This window comes from Bacillus sp. FSL M7-1020, from assembly GCF_038050415.1.
GTDB lineage: Bacteria > Bacillota > Bacilli > Bacillales > Bacillaceae_G > Bacillus_A > Bacillus_A toyonensis.
In genome coordinates this window covers 362,365-381,962 of the sequence record NZ_JBBOTW010000002.1, presented here as the reverse complement: position 1 = coordinate 381,962, position 19,598 = coordinate 362,365, and the positions used below count along the sequence as shown (strand labels likewise).

Sequence of the window (19,598 nt, the reverse complement as noted above, 5' to 3'; positions counted from 1 at the left end):
TATTATTCAGCATCTCGTACTAACTTATTTGCTAATCTTCTCATAACAAACAATACAGTATCTGTTTAGCGTATTAATTCAACATAAGATTAAATGTAGACTATTAATTAGGCTTTCAGTTTTTTATTAAACACTATGATACGTGAAATTTTATATTTCCCTTATAAAAAAAGCCCCTTGAAAGGAGCAATTATTTTACAAGATACTGTTCTACTTCTTTTAGTAATAATTCTGCACCTTCTGGACTTAATGTTATCTTACCATTTGCTAATGCTATGTTATGATTTGACACTTCTCCTGTTAATGCACAAACACCGCCAGGCTGATACTTCTGTAAAACAATGTCTTCCCCTTCTACAAAAATCTCTAATGGTGATTTTTCTTTAATACCAAGCGTATTTCTAAGTTCCTTTGGAATTACTACACGCCCTAATTCATCTACTTTTCTAGTTACTCCGGTTGCTTTCATCTAGTCTCTTTCCCCATTTCATTATCAATTTGTACCTAAGTTATTATTAACTATTGTAACAGGCTTTCGCCATAAAGAGGTATTACCACATTACTATAAACCTAACAGAACAGGTTACCCTAAAAAAGCCAAAAATGAAATTTTGTGCTATAAAAATTTTTTTCTATTTAGGGTGTACCTTAAAATATTAGCTTAATGGGCATGTGGTGCTATCCCAGTAGGCGATTCAAGCAAGGCATTGTAACAAAAATGTACAGTATTTTTACGGTGCAAACAATTCTTAATGCGGGTTTTATGTTAGTACGTTGGCTGTACCCTATATCACCTATAAAAAAAGAATTTTTTGACAATTAACCCTATCATTGTTATTATTAATATAATTTTTAACTTTATTAAATAAAAGGTGGGATTCTATGATAAAAAAAGAAAACAGTGTATTCTATATCTCCATCTTGCTTACAACCTTATTTATTATATGGGGTATAATTCCAGCAAGTTGGATACAAAGCTATGATTTACAAAGTGTTACCTCTTCTTTAAACGCATTTATTCTCAATAAGTTTGGATGGTTTTACTCTCTACTTATGACCACAATGATTATTTTAGCTGGTTATTTAGCATCTTCAAAGTATGGCTCCATTCGTCTTGGTAAAGATGATGAAAAACCGCAATATAGTTACCTCTCTTGGCTTTCCATGTTATTTGGAGCAGGAATGGGCATCGGACTTCTCTTTTATGGAATTACTGAACCCATTTCACACTTTGGAGCACCGCTTACCGGTGAACCTGGATCTGAGGAAAGCGCAAAACTTGCTATGCAATATTCATTTTTCCACTGGGGTCTCTTCCCTTGGTCACTTTATGCAATGGTCGCTCTAACAATTGCATATTTTACATTCCGAAAACAAAAAGGTAGCACAATTGGCGCTACTGTTACTCCATTATTTAATCGATCGAAACATTCTCCTATTGGAAAAACAGTAGATATTTTGGCTGTTTTAGCAACTGTATTTGGAATCGTACCATCCGTAGGCATCGGTGCACAACAAATCGCTGGAGGATTAAGCTATTTATTCCCTTCTATTAATAACACAATTGGTACACAACTCGTACTTATTGCCATTTTCACTGTACTCTATTTAACAAGTGCACAAACTGGCTTAGATCGTGGGATTAAATATTTGAGTAACTTAAACTTCTCACTCGCTGGAATATTACTCGTTTCCTTTTTAATTTTAGGGCCAACTGTCTTTATCATGAAGTATTTTACTTCCACACTGGGCTCTTATATTGGAGCATTACCAAGCATGGGATTAAATTTAGGTGCTTTTAGCAAAGAATCTTCTTCTTGGATTGAAAATTGGACTATTTTTTACTGGGGCTGGTGGATTTCTTGGTCTCCATTCGTCGGTACATTCATTGCCCGTGTTTCTCGCGGGCGTACAATTCGTGAATTTATTATCGGCGTCGTATTAATCCCAACATTCATTTGTACATTTTGGTTCGCTGTTTTTGGTGGTACAGCTATTCATATGGAAATGTTCCAATCACTTGGAATTGCTGATGAAATTGCGAAAAATGGTACCGAAATTGGTTTATTCGCTGTCATTTCGCATTTACCATTCTCAACATTTTTGACCATTATTGGACTAACTTTAGTCGCAACATTCTTCGTTACCTCTGCTGACTCCGCAACATTTGTTGTTGCTATGCAAACAAGCAATGGTAACTTATCACCGAAAAACAGTTTGAAGCTTATTTGGGGTTTAACAATTGCAGCTATTGCAGCCATTCTCTTGCAAGCTGGTGGATTAAATGCACTGCAAATTGCAGCGATCATAGCAGCTTTACCATTCTCTATTGTAGTCGTTCTTATGGTCACGTCGCTCTTTAAAGAATTACGACAAGAGAATATCATTACTCAAACGAAACAATCACCGCAAAAAATTAAAAAAGTTATATAATAGAAAAGCACCTCTTCTTTGCTAGAGAGGTGCTTTTCTATTATTTAACCTTACTGTAGCCACACATCTATCAACTTAAGAATTTGATAGTTCCTCAAGACGAAGAAATTTTTTATTTCGGAGACACTTTAAAATATTAGCTTGATAAACATATGGTGATAACCTTTTATGAACTAACATTAACAATGTGTCCACTTTCACCTTTCATTTAGTTCTAATCCTTTTGATTTCATTTAACTATTCTTTATCTTTTTCTGAAGCTTTTTCTATTTTATACATTTTAAAACTATCCCTTATCTCAAAAAAAAGCTTTATCAAGAGAAGAAATTACCTTCCCTTGATAAAGCTTTAACTTTGTCTAACCTTCTTTTACAAACCCTTTATATTCCACTCTAAAAATTACAGGCATTGTATTTCACGAACAACATATTGTTATGACTACTGTTATTCTTCTCTAATTACATCTATAACATTATCCTTTTGAATTTTCCGAAGTGGTATTAGTACCGCTACATAACTAATCAACAGTGCAGTTATAAATGTGGTAAAGATAGATTGATAAGGAATAATTAATTCAAAAGACACCATATTCGAAAGCGCTATATAAAGAATATATGAAAGCATACAGCCGAAAAAGATTCCTTGTATACTTCCAAAGAGACCGTACAGGAGCCCTTCATAAGTAATCATCTTTTTTAAATCCTTTTGCGACATACCAATCGATTTTAAAGCAGCTAGTTCTTTTCTTCTCATAATGATGCTGACTGTAATGGTATTTAAAATATTCACACAACCAATCAGTGTAATAACAGCTATAAATCCGTACCCTAATATTTTTATATAAAGTACATTGTCTGTATGAAAATTACTTTGAACAATATTATTTTGTACATCTATAGATGCATCTCCACCCAGTTTCTTTTGTATATCTAAAATTGTAGCATCAGCCTGAGATTGATTCTCTAAATCAATTTCAAAACCTGATAATTTTTGTGGAGATGGTGTAATATATTCAGCTATTTGTTCACTAGTAATAAAAGTTATGGTATCCATCACTCTGCTCATATTAAAAATATCCAATTCTACAATTGCAGCTATTTTTAAAGTTTCCAGTTTTTCTTCATTGTAGGAGATTTCCTCTGTAGATTTTCTTTCCTGCTGACTTGTTATTTGGATTTCATCCCCTACCTGAAAAGTGCTTAGAGAACCTATATATTTTTTACTTGTATTCATATCATTCGTTGCAGCTTGTTTTACTAAAATAACCTCTTTTTCACGATTTAATTTTGAAATATCAATTCTTCCACTAGTTACATTTTCAGCTAGTTTCTTTAAACTATTCTCATCGTATGCTTTTATTTGTGTTTTCATAATTTCTACAGTTTGATTATTATATTTTACTTTTTGATACAGCGATTCATTTCCTTGTAATTCTTTAATTTGTTTATTTTTTGGTACTTTCGTATAAAAATCATTTGCCTGATATTGCTTGTACAGCTTCTCTACATTATTGACTTTATAAATATTTCGACTCATACGATCTATGCTAGGCTTGTCTAAATTTGAATTAAGCATAACTGATATGTCCGATTTTAGAGCTTGAATTTCCGGTTGTTTACGCTGAATGACAGTATCTATGAGAAACGTAAACGTAATATACAGTACACTACTTATAATAATAGACAAGATTGTAACTGTATATCTATTGGGATTCCTTTGGATATTTTTTAATGCCATACTTAAGGGAAAAGATAGTGGTTTCTTTAACTTTGTTCTCTTTTTTTTCTTTATTTTTTCTTTTTTTATAGCTAATCGGCTACTTACGGCCAGTAACGGTGAAATTCTACCTGCAAAAAAAGCAGGAAAATAGCTTGAAATATAGACAGTTATCAATGTAATTAGAGAACTTACACATATAATTAACCAATCTAATTTAATTGTATATCCCATAGAGTTTTTAAGTACGTTTATCAGTACTTGATTAAGTAAAAAGACTACTAATATACTGCACATAATCCCAAAAAAGATAGCAATAATTGAAAGAAATGTTGCTTCCCTTATCACAATTTTTCTGATTTGTTTTTTTGTAGCTCCTATACTCCTCAATAACCCAAACTGTTTCATTCGCTCTACTATACTAATTTGAAATGCATTGTAAATAATAACAATCGTAGAAATCACAACAATCCCAATACTAATAGCGGCTGCCATCATTATCTCCACACTAGGCTTTAAGGCTCTCTTTAATCCATCATTCACTCTTATATTTTCTTTATTCGTTAATAATTTAAATTGATTTTCAACTTCATCAAAGTTTGCGTACTTATGCAATTCAATCAATACGCTACCTTCTCCAACTTTAAACCTATTTTTATATGTCAATAATTGACCTGTTTTATTTTCCTGAGTACTATTAGACTTATTTAGCAAACCAACAAGTTTATATTTTTTATCATGAATAGTAAACATACCGCCTAATTTAAGATTGGGCTCGAAGTAAGGTAGCATCCATTTTTCCAAAACAGCCTCGTTTTCATTTGAAGGTAGCTTACCTTGTACAGGCATACTAGAATGTAACAGCTTTAATGCTTGTTGGTCTGCATACATATAAGAGACAGCTATTTCATCAACATCGAGCGTCTCTCCTGGAGTTATGATGCCATAAGAAGATATATTCGGATTACTTTTTATCATATTGAAAAGCTTTTGATTATAATTTTCAACTAAAATATTTGCGGAACCCATAGAACCTTTTTTAGCATTGTCAATTCCCGAAGTGTATCCGCTATTAAAAAACAATCCAATCGTTGTTATTAGCGCCAATGCTAAAATAATGCCTGTTAATGTTAGCAGAGTACGTTTTATATTACTTCTGAGATATTTTTGACTTAACTGTTTGTAACTACGAATCAATACTCCTCCCCTCCACATTTTGCTTGATTTTGCACTAATTGTTTATCTGAAATAATCATGCCATCTGCAATGGTTATAATTCGATCAGAGTTTGATGCGATAGCAGGGTCATGGGTAATTAAAATCACCGTCTGATTATATTTTTTAGCCGTTACTTTTAATAAATTCAGAACTTCTTTTGTATTTTTTGTATCTAGATTTCCGGTTGGTTCATCTGCTAAGATGATATCGGGTTTATTTATAAGAGATCTACCAATAGATACCCTTTGTTGTTGACCACCCGATAATTCAGAAGGCAAATGATCTCGCCTTTCATTTAATCCTAGAGTTCGTATAATTTCATCCAGGTAATGATCATCTACCTGTTCCTCGTCCAGTAGAGCTGGCAAAGCAATATTTTCTTGTACATTCAAGACAGGTATCAAATTAAAAAACTGAAATATAAAGCCAACTTTTCTTCGGCGAAAAATAGAAAGTTCATTATCTTTATAATTATAGATATTTTCACCACCTATAAACACATTTCCTGAACTCGGACGATCCAACCCTCCTAAAATATGTAATAGCGTACTTTTACCAGAACCTGACGCTCCAACTATGGTTACGAATTCTCCCCTATGAATGGAAAGATTAATTCCATTTAACGCCTGTACTCGCGTTTCTCCCTCTCCATATGTTTTTTCTACATTTTCTAATCTAACAACCTCCATACAACTCATCCTTTTCACAGATTAATTTTGAATCTCTACAAAATAGATTTTATCTCTATCGTATTCACTATTCTCGTCTTTCACTTCATACACTTTTGAAATGTTTTCGATCACCTTATTTACCTTGTTTTTATTTTTATAATCAAAATTTTCTTTTGCAAACTGAATTAACGAAAGGCTTACTTCTTTTTCTTTTAATTGTTTATATGTGTCCTCATTAACAATTACTATCGGTGATGAAAAATAGCCAATCCAATTATTTTGTTCAATATGTTGAACAGGTATCATCTGTCCATTTAAATTTAAATTTCCATCCTTAACTTCCTCATCTTCCGCTTTTTTTCTATAAAATAAATTTTTTTCATTCGCTAATTCTTTTATTTCTTTTACTGGGGTTGAAGTCAATGAACTATCTTCTTTTGATAAGGGCGTTCTTACAATTCCTTTTTTTAAGAATTTTTCTGCTGTAGATTTTGTAATAACCGCGTATTGTTTCTTTCTAACAGATGACTTATCAAGTTCTTTGTCCATCTCTTCTTCAGTCATATTTTCTCCTTTTTCTTTCCATTCTTTCTTCATATATTCTTTCTGTTCGGTAGTGAGTTCTTGTTTTATTATTTCTGTGACCAATTTATAACTATAATCTGCTGTTTGTACGTTTTGATCTTTATACAGATTTTTAACAGCAGATATATTTTCTTTCGTTCCAGATACCATGATACCGTTTACTGGTTGTGAGGGACCATTTATATAACGATTTACAGCAAACCCTATACCTATAAAAATTGCTGTTACTGCTAGAAATCCTATTACCTTTTTCATTTTCTTCCTCCTCATATACTATGTTTAATCTGGGATTAGAACAGTGGTTTTCTTCTTTAAATAAAACAGTGACTAAAATGCTACAAGTCTTAATAAAGAATGATTACCTTCAGTATAGACGCCTTTAATTGTTAATTGAATAACTCTTGTCTTACTATATATACTTTAATCTTACAGTTTAGTAAGATTACTAAATCTAACTTTTTATATACTCGTAACTCTGCTCAAGATATATTTTAAAATTGTACACTTAAATGGCTTTTATACACTTATTTAAGGACACACATACTTTTCAAATTCTCGAAAATCCGCTCCCATTCAGCTCTTATTCTCAATGGGCTGTTTTTAAAATTCATTTACATAATTAATGCGAATTCAATTTTCATTTAACATTTTTGTATAAGTTAACTTAAATAAAACATTACTGATTTTATAAAAACGGACAATTTCTACAAGATTCTATTACAAGGTTTTTCAAAATATAAGCAATAACTTGTATGAATTACGTAAATATTCTGCTTTAAATAATTGTTGTATCTCATTATGTGCTGAAAAGCTGAAAGCCGATTTGGGTATTATGCTTATACTCAGAAAAGCCTCTAAAAGTCCATTTCCATACTAAACTATTTTAAATTAGCCAATCAACGTGTAAAATAACTGTCATAATCTAAAATACTGCCATAATCAAAGACAAATGAGGAGAGATACTGTGGATAAAGTATTATTCGTTGAAGACGATAACGATCTAGGAATGGCTATTGAGTTTACTCTAAAAGGAGAAGGACTCGAGGTTATAAGAGTTTCTACTGTACAAGATGCAAAAGACCAATACGAAAATAATAAATTTGACTTAGCTATATTGGATGTTGGACTCCCAGATGGAAATGGGTATGATTTATGTACCTATCTTAAAAGAAAAGGTGATATACCTATTATTTTCCTCACAGCACTAGATGAGGAGGCGAATGTAGTAATGGGCCTTGAAATTGGTGGAGATGATTATATAACAAAACCCTTCAGGGTAAAAGAGCTATTATCTAGAGTAAAGGTACAATTAAGAAAAAAAATTAAAACAGCTTCTAATACTATATTGAGGTCTGGAAATATACAGCTTGAAGTTGAGGCGGCCAGAGCTTTTAAGCATCAGAAAAGTATAAATTTAACACATTTAGAATACAAACTTTTATTAACGCTAATGCTAAATCCTCATAAAGTGTTACAAAGAAATGAGATATTGAAAAAAATAGTAGATGAAAGTGAAGTGTTTTTCGATGAAAATACTCTTTCTGTTTATGTAAAAAGATTAAGAAGTAAAATTGAGGATACTCCACAAAATCCTAACTGTATAATTACACAAAGAGGTGTCGGATATTTCTGGAATAAAGACGTCAGTAAGGAGTAATTTAATGATAAATAGAGAAATAAAAATTAATATACTTACATTAGCATTAATCTCTTTTTTATTTATTATATATCAAGTTATCACAGTTCATATTCTATATGACCATTTAAAAAATGATTATATTACTATTTGGAGTGAAATTACCGGAAAACTAATTACACAAAACCCAGAAAATGAATACGAAATAATACAAGCACTTACAAATGATACAGCGAATAAAAAAGATTATTCCAGTGATGGAGAAATGCTATTAAATCAATATGGTCTATCTGCTGAATTGGATTCAAGACTTTTTCCTTATTTAAATAAACATATATCCCAAAACAATATATACATGTTCCTTGGAGCAATAGGGTTCAGTTTAATCCTAATTTTTCTAAATTACTTACAATATAAATCTTTTTTCTTAAAAATTAGAAATGTAACAGCTGCAGCGAATAAAATTATTGAAGGTGATTACACCATTGATATAAAGGAAAATAGAGAAGGAGATCTAGCAAAACTCGCTAATTCTTTTCATAAACTGAAAAATGTTATTAGAAAAAGTATGCATAATTTATTGGAAGAGAAACAATTTTTAATTCAAACTTTACAAGATATTTCTCATCAACTAAAAACACCACTCTCAACACTAACAGTGAACAATGATATCTTATTACAAGGTAAATTAAATGAACAGCAATATCATTTTTTACACAATAATGAAGTTCAAATTTCAAGAATCAGCTTTTTAATACATAATTTATTAAAAGTTTCAAAAATAGATGCTAGGGCAATATTATTTGAAAAAGAAAATTCTGATATTATTGATACAATTTATGAGGTCATTGCTAGTTTGAACAGTAAATTAAATAAAAAAAATATGAACATACATTTAGAAACCAATGAAAAAATATCACTTTTGCATGACAGTATTTGGATGCAAGAAGCTTTATTAAATATTTTAAAGAATTCCATTGAACATTCAAATGATAATAGTTCTATTTATATTGAAGTCACAAACTCTCCTATTCATACTGAAATTATAATTCAAGATTTTGGTGAAGGTATTGCATCAGAAGATTTGCCATATATATTCGATAGATTTTACAAAGCAAAAAATTCTAAAAAAGAAGGATCTATTGGAATTGGCTTAGCACTAGCAAAATCAATTATCGAAGCTCATCATGGATTTATTAAAGTAGAAAGCCAAAAACATTCATTTACAAAGTTTACAATTACTTTTATGAAGTATTAATAGTCATTAAATTTTTTTAACATCCACACTTTTAAGTATAATTTTCAAAAATTAATTAGCGTTGAAAAAAGAAGAATGACTGTGGAGAGATAAATTTTTCGTTTTTAGGGTATTATAGGAACTTAGCTTGATGGTCATGGGGTCTTGTCACATATCCATCAACTTAAGCATGTGTGACAAGACCCCTAACACTATAAAATTAATTACTATTTTCACGTCTTTCTATAAATGTGATTTGTAGCATACATCTGCCACAATTTAAACCATAACTTTACCCGGAACTTTAAATATAAATAACTATAAATAGACATTGAAAAATAAAGCCTACATCTCCAATTACTAAGTAATTGGAGATGTAGGCTCTTTTATTTTTTCCCTGGTCCAACTTGAAAGTTAAGAAATTCTCCACTGTGCAGATCATATTCTAATTGAATTTTGATTCCAGCTGTTTGGGCACACCCTCCAGAGCCTAGATACACATTCTCTAAAGCATTTGGCACTTGAAATACGGTGGCATCTAGAATACAGACTCGTTGAAAATAAGAGAAAAGGTGGTTAGAAATTTGTGTTTGTTCACATATCTTTTGTTCTAACAGTAAAAAAATATGTTTTAAAAACAAAACAGCTTTAGCATTTAAACGTATATTTAAGCCCTCAGGGCTAAGTAAAGTGCCTGTCGCTGCATGAAGCCTACTACATAATCGAACCAAGGAATCACTGCCACCCGTTGACTAATCCAAATGCAAATAGCAGCTAAGTCTGATCCAGAAAACTTACGTTTTCGCTTTATAAATCCTATTTCTCTTGCAAGTTCTTCTAAGAATACAGGTGTAACATATCGTTGTAATTCTTCTGCAAATGGTAGTAATTCATCTTGAATCGAGAGATTCATAAGAAAACATCATCCTTTCTAATTTAGCTTGTTTAGAAAGGATAACGTTTTTTGATATTTGAGGGTATTAAAATCTCCTGAGTTGATGGTTATGTATGGTGACCCCATAGCCAAAGAAGTAAGAAGATATTTAGAAGTGCATCAACTTTTGAGGAAGTGTTTGTGAACCGTATCATAAATAAATGAGATTTTGTATGTTCGATTTTTAAATAATACCCAAGAAGGAGTGGGTTGCAGTTATAGTAATACTCTATTTTTTGTATTTCTATAATAGATAATTTTTTAAAAAAACAGAATTATCTTGACAGTTATTGAATGGATTGATAAGGTTATAAAAAAATATTTCTTATCCAGAGAGGTGGAGGGACTGGCCTTATGAAACCTCAGCAACAGGTCTGCTTATGTAGACACTGTGCTAATTCCAGCGGGTGATAATCCTGATAGATGAGAGCTTCCGTTTTTATTTGTCAGTAGCGCCCTCTTTTTTAGAGTGCGTTTTTGTTTTTTCTGGATAGTAACTAAAGGAGAGTAGAAATGGAGAACAAAAATGGGCAAGAATTTCAAAGAAAAATGCAAGCACGTCATTTAGTCATGCTATCACTTGGTGGGGTGATTGGAACGGGGTTATTCTTAAGCTCGGGTTACACTATTCAACAAGCTGGCCCGTTTGGAACAATTCTATCCTATCTGATTGGTGCGCTAGTGGTTTATCTAGTTATGCTATGTTTAGGAGAGCTATCCGTACATATGCCTGAAACGGGCGCATTTCATAGTTATGCAGTTAAATACATTGGACCAGGTACAGGGTATACAGTAGCCTGGTTGTATTGGCTAACTTGGACTGTTGCTTTAGGTTCTGAATTTACTGCCGCAGGATTACTTATGAAGCGATGGTTTCCATCGATTAATGTTTGGGTATGGAGTGCTCTTTTTGCCATTTTGATCTTTGTATTAAATGTCCTGACTGTTAAATTTTTCGCCGAATCCGAATTTTGGTTTTCATCGATAAAGGTTATAGCTATTGTGATTTTTATTGTTTTAGGAGTAGCGGCAATGCTAGGGTTTCTTCCGATGACTCATTCAAAAGCAGCACCATTCTTTTCTAATTTTACAAGTGGAGGTTTATTTCCTCATGGTGCTACGGCCATTATGATGACCATGCTTGCGGTTAATTTTGCTTTTTCGGGAACAGAATTAATAGGCGTTGCAGCTGGAGAAACAGCGAACCCGGAAAAAATGATACCGAAGGCTATTCGAACTACTCTGTGGAGATTGATCATCTTTTTTGTAGGAACGATTGTTGTTTTATCTGCGTTATTGCCTATTTCCGATGCAGGGGTATCAGAGAGCCCTTTTGTTGCAGTTCTAGAACGAATTGGGGTGCCATATTCAGCTGACATAATGAATTTCGTTATCTTAATAGCCATTTTATCTGCGGCAAACTCAGGCCTATATGCCTCTTCTAGAATGCTTTGGTCGCTTGCTAATAAGAATACGATATCCCCGATTTTTGGAAAAATGACGAAGCAAGGTGTTCCAATCAACGCCGTCATTTTCAGCATGGTGGGTGGAGCTTTGGCTTTGCTCTCAAGTATTGTGGCACCAGATACTGTCTATATCGTACTTGTTTCCATTTCCGGTCTAGCAGTAGTTGTAGTTTGGATGAGTATTAGTGCTTCCCAGTTCCTATTTCGCAGACAATTTTTGAAAGAAGGAAATTCTGAAAAGGACTTGATTTATCGCACACCACTATATCCATTAGTACCAATTGCTTCTTTTATCCTTTGTTTGGCATCGTGTATTGGAATTGCATTCGATCCAACACAGAGAATTGCCTTATATTGTGGCATACCGTTTATTTTGTTTTGCTATGGAAGTTATTATCTAACAAAAAATCTAAAAAAGAGGGGCGTAGATTATGTCGAACAAAACCAACCCAATTGATGCTATTTTATCCCAACATTCCATTATGCTTCTTGACGGAGCATTAGCTACAGAATTGGAGGCGCATGGATGTAATTTGGACGATCCCCTTTGGTCGGCACGTGTGTTACTAGAAAATCCGGAACTCATTTATCAGGTTCATTTGGACTATTTTCGTGCTGGAGCGGACTGTGCCATAACAGCAAGCTATCAAGCTACTATTAGTGGGTTTTCCGCGCGTGGAATACAAGAACAGGAAGCTTTGGAATTAATTAAGAAAACGGTGTTACTTGCAAGAAGGGCAAGAGATGATTTTTGGAAGGAAAATACGCAAACGAATAGGCCTAAACCATTGGTTGTTGCATCAGTTGGGCCGTACGGGGCTTATCTTGCAGATGGTTCAGAGTATGTAGGCAACTATGGTGTGACAGATAAAACATTAGCAGACTTTCACCGTTCGAGAATGTCTGCGTTAATCGAAGCAGGTGCAGATTTATTGGCATTTGAAACAATCCCTTCCCTGCAAGAAGCAAGAGTATTAGATACATTATTGCGTGAGTTTCCAGAAACATATGCGTGGCTTTCCTTTTCGCTAAAAAATAAGAAAGAGATTAGTGAAGGTATAAAACTCGTGGAGTGTGCACGAGCTTTTGAGAAAAGTAAACAAATTGTAGCGATAGGCATCAATTGTGCGCCAGTAACCGTTGTGACTGGTGCAATCCAAGAGTTGAGGGCAAACACCAAAAAACCGATTATTGTTTATCCAAACTCTGGCGAGACTTATAATCCAGAAACAAAAACATGGCATGATCATGAACAATGTAACGCGTTGGATATTCAATCTGAAGAATGGTACCAAGCAGGTGCACGTTTAATAGGTGGATGCTGCAGAACGACACCTTATCACATTGAGGAGATATCGAACAAGTGGCGTTCTTCCGAGTTTTTCTATTCGAACGAAGCAAAACAGTAATGGTGTATGTAGATGATAATCTATCTTTGTGTGTATTTTCATGATTTAGCTTGTTTAGGAATCTACAGTTTCGTCTAGTGGCACAAAATGTCTTTTCAGAGACACAGATGTGGATGGTAGCCTCGGGAATCCAGTGGACTTTTGTGTACCTTAGGTATGGAAAGGAATTAGGGAAAATAAAAACCGCTAGTTTAATAGATATGGTAGACAACATGCTGAATCTTTTAATGAAGATGTAGTTGATCCAATTGAAGGTGAAGGGGACCATTTATTCGTAATTAAAGTTAACGAAGAGGTTTATTTAGTTATTCAAAAAATAGTTCAATAACTATATGAAAATTTGTTGTGGTAAAAATCCTTGTTGTAGTAGTAAATGTGGTCATATTGTTGTAAAAAAGGATAGATGTAAACAGGTATACTCTCCTGTTTATCTATCCTTTCCTTTTTACCTTATAAAATGTGTGACATTATATTCAATCGCATAAATATAGGATTTCATTACTCTTGCCTTGACTTTTAATAAAACGATAGGGTTTATTTGGTATGCGTATTATTAAGAGTATGCTTCTATTTTAGGAATGCTTTACCCCACAAAATGAAAGTACACTTTGTTTCCATTCTTAAGTTGATGGGTATGGCGTACCGCCACATCGCTATTTCCTCCAATTCGCAACATGTTTGCGGTATCCTTGCTCAAATCATAATAAATATCATATATCTAGCAGCTTAACTCTTTTAATATAATACTTAAAAATGGATATGCTTAATTGCATATCCACTATCAAGATAGTATACACTTTCCTTATACATACTTTCTTCCTTCCTATTTATATACTTACCTTCGCTTCTCCAACATCCTGTTTTTTAATTAGATCTAAGTAAAAATGTGAGACAGTTGTGTTGTAATAAGGAGAAATGAAAATAAATGATAGATTAAATGTAAACATTCCTATAAATGCGGCTAAGAAAAACCAACCAATAAATGATAACCAAATAACAAATAACTTTAACTTTTGTCCTTTCATTATTCTTTTACTCTCCCTCAATGCTTCACTTGCTGTATAATCTGGATTCTCTATTAATATGTAATACGACATGGAATAAGAAAAATATTTAATAATACCTGGAACAATTAATAAGAGACTCCATAAAAAAAGAAAAATAGCCTGCAACAGGCCTAATTTTATTGACTTAAACAAATTGTTCTTCTTAAACCCCAAAAATACATCATCTACTTTAGCATCTTCATTTTTACCTAAATGTAAGGTGAAAACAGAGTATCCATAGTTAAAGATACCTTGTATGGAACTGTAAATTAAGAAACAAATAAGTCCTAAAAATATATAACTTAGAATAAGTAATACTAATGCAATCGGATCTACTTGTGGTTCCCCACTAATTGAATAAATTAAGAACACATCCAAACCAATTACTCCAATAAATAGGCCAACTATTAAATACATAAAACCCGCGATTGCTGATGCACTAAGAGTAGGTACAAAATAGTTTAACGCTGATACTCCTATACCCAGCCCCCATTTACCATCTAACGAATTAATTGCTGCTTTCTTTAAATTTCTTGTCATACTTGTATTCCCTCCTTTTTCTTATTTTCCTTTACTGAAAAAATTAAAGAACTTGTAGCAGGCCCCGCTACAAGTTCTTTTAGCTAAATATTTTAGCTCATCAAAACAAATTATTTATTCTACACAATCGGGGTAATGCCTAAAATATGGTTTGTTAACATCATTATATAACATAATTATGCATCTTTGTTGAAAATTCTATATTTTTAGATAAACCACTCTGCATTTTTTTACTTGCTTTTAATTTTCATGTAGTTTTATCTTTTGTAAAAAGGTTTAAAAATTATTTGTATTAGATCAATAAAAAATGCATTTAATAAACATTAAAAGATCACCTATAAAATAGGTGATCTTTCTTGTGATTTTGCACTCGTGCACTACTTTAGAAATATATCATAAATTCATCTTTTTTGTTAAATATTTCATTCTATCAATTCTAAAACAACAATTCTAGGAACTTAAAGTAATACTGTCACCATATAAACACTTCGATTATTATATTATCCCTTATTTCTTAAATAAAGGTGCTATTTTATCAATGCGATTTGTCCAAATTCCACCTGTATAATCCTCAGGAAGACGCTTTATATCTTCAGGTGAGTCAAATCCACTTGAAAATCCAAATCCATTTCCCCCTACAATCATAACTCGAGTATCCGCTTTATCCATTCGATTAAGAAAACGATTTGGCCATCCCCAAAGCCAAGGAGCTACTTTGTCTGGTATATGCAACTCACCATGCTTCAGGCTTGAAGGCATGTAACCAGTCCACCCTAACGCAATATAAGTAAGAAGATCCTTTTTCATAGTTGCTTTTGACATTGTTCGTAAACTAGGGATGCGCTCTTCTATTGCAGCAATTGGCTTATCTCCACCATATACAGTTAGTTGCTCAAGGCGTTTAGCTGGTAGTTTCTTTAGGTAATCAGCCAATTGGATTCCTTCATTTTCATCATCACTTTTGATATGAATAAGAAAAGTACGATCTGGAAAATGATTAAGTACTTCATCGAGTGTTGGCATAAGATTAATCCCTTTACCACGAAACGGGAATGTTTTCCCCCCATCAGCTGTATAACCATAACCAATATCAAGTGCTTGTAATTCTTTTGTTGTAAAATCTCTTGTAACACCTTTACCATTTGTACGGCAATCAAGAGTCCAGTCATGGAAAATAACAAAATTATTATCTTTAGTAGGTTGAACATCAAACTCTACTAGATCAGCCCCAGCTTTAAATGCCGCTTCCATCGATGGAATTGTATTTTCTAAATAAGGATATTCAGGTTTATTTATACGTTCTGCTGTACATGTATCACCCTCAATCCCTTCCATGCTAAATGTTTGTGAAAGTCCTCGGTGAGCAAGAAGAGTAGGAGCTCCCTCATCCCTCTTAGCAAAAAAAGAACTATTATTTACATAAATAAATACAAATAGGATAAGAATTATCCAAGTCGTTTTACGTTTTAGTAACCTTTTTATTTTAATCATTGTATTCTCCTCGTAACTATTTGTTGAAATGATTTAAACAACGTTTGTCATTTAAATACTGGTAAATGTTACAACCTATCTTATTACATTACAATGGATATCATTGGTATTTAAAGGTTAGTAATTTGATATAAAGCGAGAGTAATAGAAAAGTACTATAAATATGTTGCGATGATTTTTCTTTTAGATAATTGTATGACTTATGCATTGATTTGAAAAAATCGTAGTGTTTTCTTCTCTTTCGATTAATAAATTTCAAATAATTTTTAAGCAAACTATTTAAAAAAGTTATTTATTTGCTCTGACATATGGACAGAAGTAATTTCAAACAACATTATTTTAAAGCATTCATTTATTTGGAATAAAACAAAATATTTTATGTATTATGTGGAGAACAATAATTTTTAATTACAAACAAGGGAGAAGGAATAAGAATGAAAAAATTTAAAATGAGTATGGTGGCATTCGTAACGACGTTGTTAGTATTGTCGGTCCCTTCTTCTACATTTGCAAACACAATAGATCCTTTTAGTTCTGGATGGGATTACTTAGGAGAACAAACGCTATATTCAAATGGTGCTGAAAGTGATGTATATGCCTCTACTGGTGGAGATTATAAGATTTGTCGAGCTGCTGAAGTAGGTTCAACTAGTAAGTTAAAAGTTGAACTATGGGAGTACGATCCTGATAGCTATAATGATTATGTAGGAGTACGATATTTAGGCCCCGGTGAATGTGGAGTTTTCAGAAATATTGGTGGCTTTGTGGATGGAGGAAATGAAGCGGAATTTTTTGCGAAATCAAGATCTAGCAGTAAGATGCATTTAATCTTTTTTGATTAATCCATTAACAAAATGAAAAATAATCCAGGTTTGATACGTAAAAGTCAAAACGGCAGATGGGCAAGATTAAGTTGATAGGTTGCAATACAGCTCGCCATAGAAGTGTTTTTGGTCTATTGGTAATAATTTTTTTACGAGTTGAGGTAAATATATAGGTTACAGTATTTTTAAATGAAGTCGCCATGTGCACAAATCAGTTGCGACATTTTGATGTTTTTTAAAAATTCTAAGGGAGTTTTAATCAGAAATCTTCACCTGGCGGACCGCTGTATCCCCTACTTGTTACGCTTATTCTTTCGTTGTTACCTTCTTTTTCCTCAATATATATCTTTGCACCTGTGCAGCAAGTTTTATCCTGTCCTATGCTGTTTGAATCACTAATTGGGTTTCTTTACCCATCCCCTTAAAAAGGGTAAATTTTAAACAAACTTAATTGAGTTTTTACACCTTCTCAATATTACAGTATCAAATTTCTTATATAATTGAATTATTCTTTTTATTTATTTTTATGTATCTGTTCCCTTTGAACCCTATTATAGGGTTCCTTTTTTATATTCAAATATTTATTAATTAATTTATCAATTTCTTGACTTAAATGGATTACTTTTGTATGACTAAAGCCATGTTTATTTACAAGTTCTACCAATTCTAATTTTTTATTTTCTATTAGATTATTTAATATTGTCACTAACATACACTTTTTTCTTTCACACTCCCCCTGAGCAAAATAAAAAGAGCTGCTCCCAGCCCTTGTATACTTAAATGCAGTATAAAATTTTCCATATTCTATTATAAATGAATATACATAAAGCTAACAACAATAATTTTTAGTGTATTAATAAATAAAAAAGCAGCAATATTTAATTACTGCTACAACTTCTTTATAAATCATTATTTATAAAAACATTTTCCCCTGATCCATCAGCTTCACCATACCAAACTTCCAGCTTTATAATATGTGTCGCTACTTCTTTTAATATCACATTTATAAATGAGGTAATAGGTGCCACGTTATGTTCTGTATCTCTGTAGTTCTTTAAATTGGTTATAAATGCCCTTTCATTACCTTTTAAATTTGTATAATAGTCATTTTCTTCTTCCCAGTTGCCAGGCTGCCATCTCATATATAGACAATCATCTTCTGCTAATGCTTCATTTATTTGTTTCTTTGTAAATGGAATATCCTTGCTCTGATAAACTTTTGTATATTATTTAACGAGTAGTAATTTTAGAGTTGCTTCTTCCCAGCTTCCTGTATTTATTAATTCAACCAACACTTTATATTCATCCTTTATAATTACTTTACCGCGAAAGACTGTATACATTTAAAATGGCACCTTTTTCACCCTCTTGAACCCATTATGAATTTAATTACCATATATCCTTAACTACACAATGGAAGGTTTTAGAAATCGTATTATGTTTCCCTTTTGATTAAATTCACTATCGTTGTTACAATTCGTAGAGGTAAGATCAACTATATAACTCTCTGAAATTTTAAAAGTTCTTTCCTCATTAAACATTTTCAAAGGAACTGATACTCCAACATTATTATCCAAATGACTTAGTACCATTACAGGGATAGTTTCTCCTTTTAGTAAATCAACATATGAGGTCTTAACTTTATAATAATGCCCTTCTAAAAAATGCATTTTTCCGTTTATTAAATCCACTGCAACTCCATTATTACAATACGCTAAGTTTTGATTTGAAAAATGAATATCGTCCGATACTTTAATAAATTTCAGCGTTTTATTATCAAATATATAGTAACCGTCTCTTACTACAAAAAGATTATGTGGATTGATAAACTCTAGCAGATAATGTGTGATTTCAAATCTAGTATCTCCCTCAATCATTTCTCTGTATTCTACATAAAGTTTCTCTAACTTTTTAAATGTACTTAGTTTGATTCCCTGATTTGGTCTTGATGCAAGTGTTAAGTCATCTAATACCCATTTAGCCACATATGTTGACATTGGAATCATTTACAATTTACCCCCTTCAAAATTCTATATATAAACATATAAACTATTTAAATTTAATAAATTGGGCTCTACTTAAAGTATAGGCAGAATCTATTTAATAACTAAGATAATTCTCTAACTTTTTCATATTTACTTTTTATAAATTATATTTATCAAACTCTAAAATGAAATATTTATAATCAATTTATATTTCCAGGAAAATGCGGGAGAAATTAGACCAACTAGCCAAAAGAGAACGATACAATCTTTGTTTTTCGACTTATGAAACTCATAATACATAGCCTTTTTGTTATAAGATTTATCTTAGTCAATATTAGCGATTAAAGTAAGATTTGACGTGTACTTATTTATATAAAATATATTAAACATATGGTGCGTGAAATTTT

The 19,598-nt window shown here is 32.2% G+C and carries 15 protein-coding genes, 1 pseudogene and 1 riboswitch; of the genes and pseudogenes, 6 read left to right on the top strand and 10 right to left on the bottom strand.

The features are described 5' to 3' along the window. Nucleotides 1-190: 190 nt before the first annotated feature. Nucleotides 191-469, bottom strand: a complete 279-nt coding sequence (locus MHB70_RS28470) for an AbrB/MazE/SpoVT family DNA-binding domain-containing protein (protein ID WP_061530086.1) — start codon at nucleotides 467-469, stop codon at nucleotides 191-193. Nucleotides 470-882: 413 nt separating this feature from the next. Here MHB70_RS28470 and opuD point away from each other — a divergent pair, with 413 nt between their 5' ends. Then, nucleotides 883-2,433, top strand: a complete 1,551-nt coding sequence (opuD, locus tag MHB70_RS28465) for a glycine betaine transporter OpuD (protein WP_061530085.1) — start codon at nucleotides 883-885, stop codon at nucleotides 2,431-2,433. A 444-nt stretch (nucleotides 2,434-2,877) separates the two neighbouring features. Here the strand turns inward: opuD and MHB70_RS28460 are convergent, their stop codons facing one another. The 3 genes from MHB70_RS28460 to MHB70_RS28450 are packed head-to-tail and all read right to left on the bottom strand — an operon-like array spanning nucleotide 2,878 to nucleotide 6,878. Continuing rightward, nucleotides 2,878-5,346 (bottom strand): ABC transporter permease, encoded by a 2,469-nt coding sequence (locus MHB70_RS28460; RefSeq protein WP_061530084.1) that lies wholly within the window; start codon nucleotides 5,344-5,346, stop codon nucleotides 2,878-2,880. Continuing rightward, complete coding sequence (locus MHB70_RS28455) at nucleotides 5,343-6,056, bottom strand: ABC transporter ATP-binding protein (RefSeq protein ID WP_061530083.1); 714 nt, start codon at nucleotides 6,054-6,056, stop codon at nucleotides 5,343-5,345. The genes MHB70_RS28460 and MHB70_RS28455 overlap by 4 nt, the downstream gene beginning before the upstream one ends. A gap of 21 nt (nucleotides 6,057-6,077) precedes the next feature. Further along, nucleotides 6,078-6,878: a lipoprotein BA_5634 family protein gene (locus tag MHB70_RS28450; RefSeq protein ID WP_061530082.1), complete on the bottom strand. Its 801-nt coding sequence runs from the start codon at nucleotides 6,876-6,878 to the stop codon at nucleotides 6,078-6,080. 709 nt (nucleotides 6,879-7,587) lie between these two features. Between MHB70_RS28450 and MHB70_RS28445 the strand changes: the two genes are divergently transcribed. Continuing rightward, nucleotides 7,588-8,280, top strand: a complete 693-nt coding sequence (locus MHB70_RS28445; RefSeq protein WP_000362059.1) for a response regulator transcription factor — start codon at nucleotides 7,588-7,590, stop codon at nucleotides 8,278-8,280. A gap of 4 nt (nucleotides 8,281-8,284) precedes the next feature. After that, entirely contained in the window at nucleotides 8,285-9,517 is a 1,233-nt protein-coding gene (locus tag MHB70_RS28440) for a HAMP domain-containing sensor histidine kinase (protein ID WP_053446571.1), read from the top strand. 371 nt (nucleotides 9,518-9,888) lie between these two features. Here the strand turns inward: MHB70_RS28440 and MHB70_RS28435 are convergent. After that, a pseudogene (locus MHB70_RS28435) lies at nucleotides 9,889-10,409 on the bottom strand (IS4 family transposase); the annotation flags it as partial. Between the two features lie 343 nt (nucleotides 10,410-10,752). Further along, a riboswitch (SAM riboswitch) is annotated at nucleotides 10,753-10,860 on the top strand. A gap of 83 nt (nucleotides 10,861-10,943) precedes the next feature. Between MHB70_RS28435 and mmuP the strand changes: the two are divergent. Both mmuP and mmuM read left to right on the top strand, forming a co-directional pair. Further along, on the top strand, nucleotides 10,944-12,353 hold the full coding sequence (gene mmuP / locus MHB70_RS28430; protein WP_061530081.1) for an S-methylmethionine permease: 1,410 nt from the start codon (nucleotides 10,944-10,946) through the stop codon (nucleotides 12,351-12,353). Then, the gene (mmuM, locus tag MHB70_RS28425; RefSeq protein WP_061530080.1) at nucleotides 12,328-13,305 is read left to right on the top strand and encodes a homocysteine S-methyltransferase; all 978 of its coding nucleotides are present in this window, start codon (nucleotides 12,328-12,330) and stop codon (nucleotides 13,303-13,305) included. The genes mmuP and mmuM overlap by 26 nt, the downstream gene beginning before the upstream one ends. Nucleotides 13,306-14,132: 827 nt before the next feature. Here mmuM and MHB70_RS28420 read toward each other — a convergent pair. Both MHB70_RS28420 and MHB70_RS28415 read right to left on the bottom strand, forming a co-directional pair. Then, nucleotides 14,133-14,891: a DUF975 family protein gene (locus MHB70_RS28420; protein ID WP_061530079.1), complete on the bottom strand. Its 759-nt coding sequence runs from the start codon at nucleotides 14,889-14,891 to the stop codon at nucleotides 14,133-14,135. Between the two features lie 507 nt (nucleotides 14,892-15,398). After that, nucleotides 15,399-16,382 carry a glycerophosphodiester phosphodiesterase family protein gene (locus tag MHB70_RS28415; protein ID WP_061530078.1) on the bottom strand — a complete coding sequence of 328 codons (984 nt, stop codon included), beginning with the start codon at nucleotides 16,380-16,382 and terminating at the stop codon, nucleotides 15,399-15,401. A gap of 434 nt (nucleotides 16,383-16,816) precedes the next feature. On the opposite strand from MHB70_RS28415, the gene MHB70_RS28410 reads away from it, so the two are divergent. Next, nucleotides 16,817-17,224, top strand: coding sequence for a hypothetical protein (locus MHB70_RS28410; RefSeq protein ID WP_061530077.1), 408 nt, complete (start codon nucleotides 16,817-16,819; stop codon nucleotides 17,222-17,224). Nucleotides 17,225-17,720: 496 nt separating this feature from the next. Here the strand turns inward: MHB70_RS28410 and MHB70_RS28405 are convergent, their stop codons facing one another. From MHB70_RS28405 to MHB70_RS28395, 3 genes are all read right to left on the bottom strand, one after another. Continuing rightward, on the bottom strand, nucleotides 17,721-17,918 hold the full coding sequence (locus tag MHB70_RS28405) for an aspartyl-phosphate phosphatase Spo0E family protein (protein WP_002040189.1): 198 nt from the start codon (nucleotides 17,916-17,918) through the stop codon (nucleotides 17,721-17,723). A gap of 187 nt (nucleotides 17,919-18,105) precedes the next feature. Next, the gene (locus MHB70_RS28400; RefSeq protein ID WP_230306522.1) at nucleotides 18,106-18,348 is read right to left on the bottom strand and encodes a hypothetical protein; all 243 of its coding nucleotides are present in this window, start codon (nucleotides 18,346-18,348) and stop codon (nucleotides 18,106-18,108) included. 264 nt (nucleotides 18,349-18,612) lie between these two features. Then, nucleotides 18,613-19,212 carry a hypothetical protein gene (locus MHB70_RS28395; protein ID WP_061530076.1) on the bottom strand — a complete coding sequence of 200 codons (600 nt, stop codon included), beginning with the start codon at nucleotides 19,210-19,212 and terminating at the stop codon, nucleotides 18,613-18,615. Nucleotides 19,213-19,598 lie beyond the last annotated feature (386 nt).